The following is a 5917-nucleotide window of genomic DNA, read 5'->3' as shown; positions in this document are numbered from 1 at the left end:
CCCGGCCGGGCTTAAAACCCACCTCCAACATCCTTATCGCCCTAAGTTACTTATAGCCCCAGTTCGCTGCTATACGGCACCTCCACCACTTTAACCCATCCCGGCCGGCCCTCCCGCACCAGTCCCTTTTGCCGCAGCTTGCAGAACTGACCCCAGGAAAGCGGCACAAACAGTTGACTGGCTTCCAGTGGCTCCCCCGCCGCTATTAATGTGTTGTATTCATCTTCCAGGCAAGCCGGCAGCACTTCGATACTGTCGAAAGCCTGATAAAACATCTCTTCCAGCATCTCGTTGGATTCAAAAGGACGCAGCGTCCGCAAGCAAGCTGCCACAAAGTTTTCGTAAGCTTCTTCGTAAGCTTTGTTCCAGCGGTCGGCAACCTCGCCCCCGTAAACCTCATTCAGCCAATCAGAAAGTCCCTCTTCGTCAATCACCCTGTCAGCATTCTCCTTTAACAATTCCAAAGATCTTCCCACTAAAAGCCCATTATAAATACCCTGGCCGTCGGCCGGCTCCGTAAAAACCTTGACCGGCGCCCACTTCTTCAGGCAACGCCGATTAACCCGACCAAACCTCTGGATTAATGCTTCGAGCGGTGCGGGGTCTGAGTAAAGCACGTCCAAATCGATATCCAGACTCACTTCCACTACCTGGGTAGCCACGAGCACGACCGGGCGACGGTTAGCCGAACGAGCGCCGGATACCTCCTGGATCACCTTTTCCTTTATTAGTCTATCACGCCCATTAAACCGCCCGTGAAGCAACAAGACCCTGCCTTGACCCTTAAGGAGCCGCGATAGCTCGGCATATGTCTGCTGAGCACGCTTCACGGTGTTGGCGCACACCAAAACGCTTCGGCCCTCTTTAGCATCTCGCACAATCTGCTCGAGAGAATTTCCCTGAAGCAGTTCACCTTCCTGGACGAGCAGCCGGTGCCTTTGAAACGCTCTGAAGGTTTCTGCAGTGGCACGAATAGTTTCCGCTGTTCCTAACGCTTCGGCAAACCGGCCCAGTAGCAAGGCGGGCAAAGTAGCAGACATGATGAAAAAGCAAGCCTCGAAGTTCTCCCGTAAGTATTTAATTGTAGCTAAGATGGCGGCCATTCGCGTAACTTCATACGCGTGCATTTCGTCGAAGATGAAAAGTGCTCCGAAAAAGTCGGTTAACAATGCTTCGTAACCTTTTAAGCGGTAAGGACCTTTCAGCATCTGGTAGGGACTCAAAACTCGCACCGGGTAATAGTGGAGACGAGATAATTTTTTCTCCCAGCGCGCAAGTCGCATAGCCTGTTGCCGGTCGTACTCATCGTCCAGAAAATGTCGGTACAGCGCCAACACGCTCCGACTGTGCTCTAATCCCACTTGGCGGGGGAAGCTCTTTATGAGCCGGTTGTACATTGCGTTCATACTTGCCTGGTAAGGCAACGTATAAAACAGCCGGACCAGTGGGCGATTGTGACGTGGCTGAGAACAAGCCCATAGGAGCGCAGCTTCCGTCTTTCCACTGCCGGTGGGAGCAACCAAAATGGCTGAGCCGTTGGTCTGCAAAGAAGCAATCTGGTGCGGGTAGAGCTGCTCCCAAGTTAAATCCCAACCTCTTAATAGATCCTGTGGCTCACGGTATAAATACAGGAGAGGCCCTGCGTGTGCTGAAGCTGTGTGATCAGATAGAACCATATGCCCACGGAGGGCAAGGGCTTTGAGGATAAGATTCTTGTGATGCCGTAGTTCCCGCTCCCAGCGGCGCAAGTTGGAGAGGTAACACCGGATACGCACAGCAGCTTGGCTTCGAAACAGGGAGACAGCCTCCTTCAAAGGTAGCAGTATGGGAGGTTCAACCACAGGCGCTAAACCCAAAGCCTGGATCCACGAGGGCGAAGAAGCGGATAGCCACCGCCAGAGTCCTTCCAAAACCGCATCCGAAACTTCTTCCGGTAAAGAACTAATAGCTTCCGTTAAATATTCGTCAGGACTCAGGTAGCGCAAAGTGATTTCTGAGGAATCCTTGTGGTGGAAAACAATCCCCGCCGCCACCCAAATACGTGCTTCCTCGTCTAAAGTCTCGCTGAGCCAATCTATGAAGGCTAAGGAAAGTACTTCGTGGCGCTGCGGCCAGCGCGGTCCGCCACGCAGGGAATCTTGAAATCCCCGCGCCGCTTTCCCAAAATCATGAAGCCAGCAGGCCCAAAACAAGCTCCGCCATAAACCGGGAAAACCCAACATTTTCGGCAGGTCTGGACGGAGGTTGGCCATTTCAGAAAGCCTTCGTAAAACGTACCAAGTGTGCGTCGCCAAGCTTTCGCCCGGTTTCCCTTCTTCCTGCGAACTCTTGGCCCAAACATCATCCAGCCATACCGGCCACAAGAGGTCGGTCATCGTAATCCCCCACAAACATATGGAATAGCAGGCCCAGACGTGCTCCTTTTTCTTCCGGTGACTCCGGATCAACCCAGTAGTTTTCCTGCTCACAACCCTCATACCGCACTAAGTCTTCTGAGTGAACACGTCGGTGCAGAACTACGTAACGGGCAAAAGTCGGGCTACGACCGCGTTTATAATCTAAGAAACGCGGCATCAAAACAACGTACCCTCGTCCCGTTTGTAAGGCCATCTTGTACGGAGCAAGGGTATGCTCAAAATAAACCTTTGGGGCCAATAACAGCCTTAGAACACTTACCCGGCTGTAGGTAAAAAGGTCCTGCGACCGGCCCAAAACTACGGGATACCGTGGCGAGCGAAAAGCAGCCTCCCACTCTGGTTTGTTAAGATACAAAACCAGTCGCGGTTGAAAAAGAATCGTCCGCTTAAACGGGTTAACTTGCCCCTCCAGCACCTTAGGCAACTTGGTGCCTGGCAGTTTCCCGCTCGCCGGAGTTAGGAGATGAATGTGCTCTACGTCGTCAAACTTCGCTTGATAAGTAAAATGGTAGGCAAACATTATCCCCGTAGGATCTACCCACTCGCCCAGAGCGCTACAGATATGCCCGTAGATAGTAGCCGGAGGAGGCATTTCAAAAGTAGGCTGGACGCCCTGCATAAAATGGGGGTAGCGGAAAGAGGTAGTAACTCCTTCCGCCACGATTTTTAGTACTTCCATCCCCGCGTTTCCTCCTATTCCATCCAAGTAACAGCATTTTCAGGGTCTTTAAGCAGGGCAATTAAGCTTTTAAAGGCCTCCCGGGGATGACTAATCTTTACCCGAGCACCTTCAGATGTGCCGGCAAACGCTTCGAGCTTAGCCCGTTCTTCATCCAGGTATCCCCGAACCCAGCCGACATATACGTCCGAAAGGATTTCGTTTTTGAATACAGTGAGCACCTCTTTTAAGGCCTCTACTTTGAGTTCGGGGAGCCCCTTACCGTTTGCACCCACTGTGTATCCGAAGACGTGATTGCCCCCTTTGGTAACCGCCATAATGACCAGCGGTGGGGCCACATCAGTATAGTGCAGCGTTTGCTTGGCACCGCCATCTAAAATAGCCATCCCCTCAAAGAGGGCAGCTACTCGTTGAATGCGCTGGTCAAGGGGCAACCGGTAGGCTTTTTCCTCTGAAAGGTGAATAAGGCCCGCCTTTTTGGCCTCTTCTATCCGTACACCATCCAGGTTCCGGAAACCGGTTTTCTGCCGGTACCAGAAGGTGCCGCTCGCTTTTAAGTCGAGGGAAAACAAGCCTTTCAACGTGGCACGGTAGAATTGATGCTCGTGAGGCACTGGATCACCTTCGTGACGCGACATGACTCCGAAATCGCTCGTGGGAACAACGGGAGCGATAGAAACAAGCGTACTTACCCTGAAGGGTGCTACTCTGGTTACAGTATCTACTGTCTCTGTTTCGCCGGTTCGCGTCTCGTCTGCCTCACGTTTGGCTTTCGCCGATTCGCGTTTCGACGGCGCACGCATGTAGCCGAAAAGGTCATCATCCCACCACTTAATAGGATTCGCGTCAGTATAGGCAATCTTTTCCTCGCGATATATAGGAGCAGCCACCCAGCCAATATTGGCCTGCTCAAGGGTTGTTCTCAACCAGTACCGAAAAGCCTGAGCAGAAACGTAGGGATAGATACCATCTTTTGCGCGGATTACTTTGACGCCAACACTGTTATCATAGCGTTCGCCGGGGATGTTCCCTAAATTGTTAAGAGCCGATGCTGGAGCATCGACCAAGAAAAGACCAGTAACAAACGCCACCTAAGATCCCTCCTTATTTGATTCGATATCTTCGGTGGTTTCCGGTAAGACGTCAATGTTCTTCCCCAACCAACCAAGGTGGTAAAGCTGCTCAATCATCCGGATAAGGACTAAATCCCGTGCCAAGCGCCAGTCTGGTCGTGCCACATCACTCCCCTCTTCAAAAACCTCGATGTAAGGATCAAGTGTGATCAGTGGCGGGTTGCCGCGCTTCACATGTGCAAAGTTAGCCTTGATCAGCGCATTACGGAAAAGTTCGTAATTCCGCTCGCTGAAAAAAGTAGCAAAAAAGCGCCGGTCGTTCTCGCCGCTGACGTAGGCGGCCAAACGATCTCCGAGATCCCGAATCTGCCGGATGCGTTCTTTATCCACATTCATCACCTTCCATAGTAAAAGGTCGGTTAGCTTCCAGGAAACCAGGCTGGCCTCATCCCGGAGCGAGTAGAAATTTCTAGGATCATCTTCCCGCCGGGTGCGAACAGGAATCCGCAAGAAGTAGCGGCGGATAAACGTGGGAGCGTTATCGGGTAGGGCAAATAGATCTTCATAGAGAAAATTCAACCTCGGACGATCATCGCCTGCTCCCTCTCTTTTTCCCTTACTTTTTTGGGGCAATGCTAAGCGCCAGGCCCGTTCCGCAACTGCTTGCCACTCAACGCGGTAAGCCGAGCTCACCAAGGCGGAGAGAAACCCGGTAATCTCCAGCGGCAGGTAATATATTTCCAGCGGTGGATTCCGCTCATCCAACGGGTTAGACTGACCGCTATTAGTCAGATGATAAGCCGTTACCGATGCCGGCCGTTGTTCTACCTTTTCGTCCTGGCGCCGCTGCTCAATCTTGAGCAGAGTCTCGATGAGCAAAGTTTTGGCTGAAGACTTCGCTTCGGGCATTTTCTTGCTTCCCGCCTCTCGCGCCAAGATTAAGGCCTGGCGGTTATACTCTAAGAACGAAGCCGCAAACTCAAAAGTCAACTCAGGATTATCAGAATGAACGGCCAAAAGTTTGCCGCCGCACTTGGCGCAGCCGAGGGGAAAAGCTTGTAAGCATAGAATCGCTTTACCAGAAACCGGAAGCCCTATGTCTCCCCAGGGGTAAAAATTAATCACTCCTTCGCCAGTGAGAAGAGGAATATGTTGCCGGAAGGCACGTCCAGGCGGTAGCTTATCCGAAAAAGCAGTAGCTGTTGCCGGTTCACCCGTAAAGACGCAGCGGCTGTGGGTTGACTCTTCGTTGTAGCAGTGCAAGAGTCTTCGGGCATACTCCCGGCGCTTTTCTGGCTGATTGCTAAAGGCTGGCTGGTTAAACCAGGCGTTGGTTGTGAAAGCTACACCAAGAAACGACCGCAACGGCTCCTGGACGAACTCCCGTTCGATAAATGCAGCTATTTTCTCCAAGTCCCCAGGGGTAAGTTCCCCTGGATCACTCTTACCCGCGAAAGCTGTTACGGTGGCTACACCGACGTCAAATAACGGGTGGCCAGTATACTGAAGCAATAATTTCACCTCCTTGCTTTCTTTTCTACGAGTCAAATTCTTTGAGTCAAACTTCAACGCCCAAGAGCCAATTCCGGGCTCAGGCCCCTTGCCCTAAAGAATTGCTTAACGTGTTCAGGATTGACTGAGTCAAAGAGTTTCGGGTGTTTTTTCTTTCCAGAAATAGGGTTATATGGCTCTACCTTAACAGCCAAGATCATCTTGTAACGTGAACCCTGATAAAATGCTGGCGCTTT

5 protein-coding genes are annotated in these 5917 nt (G+C 51.8%); all 5 read right to left on the bottom strand.

All coding sequences use genetic code 11. The features are described 5' to 3' along the window. Window positions 1-50: 50 nt before the first annotated feature. Window positions 51-2375, bottom strand: coding sequence for a CRISPR-associated helicase Cas3' (cas3, locus tag ACUVTA_RS08060; RefSeq protein WP_445952439.1), 2325 nt, complete (start codon window positions 2373-2375; stop codon window positions 51-53). Beyond that, on the bottom strand, window positions 2341-3096 hold the full coding sequence (gene cas5 / locus ACUVTA_RS08055) for a CRISPR-associated protein Cas5 (protein ID WP_445952438.1): 756 nt from the start codon (window positions 3094-3096) through the stop codon (window positions 2341-2343). The genes cas3 and cas5 overlap by 35 nt, the downstream gene beginning before the upstream one ends. A gap of 14 nt (window positions 3097-3110) precedes the next feature. Next, window positions 3111-4187 carry a type I-B CRISPR-associated protein Cas7/Cst2/DevR gene (gene cas7i / locus ACUVTA_RS08050; RefSeq protein ID WP_445952437.1) on the bottom strand — a complete coding sequence of 359 codons (1077 nt, stop codon included), beginning with the start codon at window positions 4185-4187 and terminating at the stop codon, window positions 3111-3113. Beyond that, window positions 4188-5681: a hypothetical protein gene (locus ACUVTA_RS08045; protein WP_445952436.1), complete on the bottom strand. Its 1494-nt coding sequence runs from the start codon at window positions 5679-5681 to the stop codon at window positions 4188-4190. Between the two features lie 53 nt (window positions 5682-5734). After that, window positions 5735-5917: hypothetical protein (locus ACUVTA_RS08040; RefSeq protein ID WP_445952435.1), on the bottom strand; the 183-nt coding region annotated here is incomplete at its 5' end.

It is taken from the genome of Thermodesulfitimonas sp. (assembly GCF_052743955.1).
This window is presented reverse-complemented; position numbering and strand designations above follow the sequence as displayed.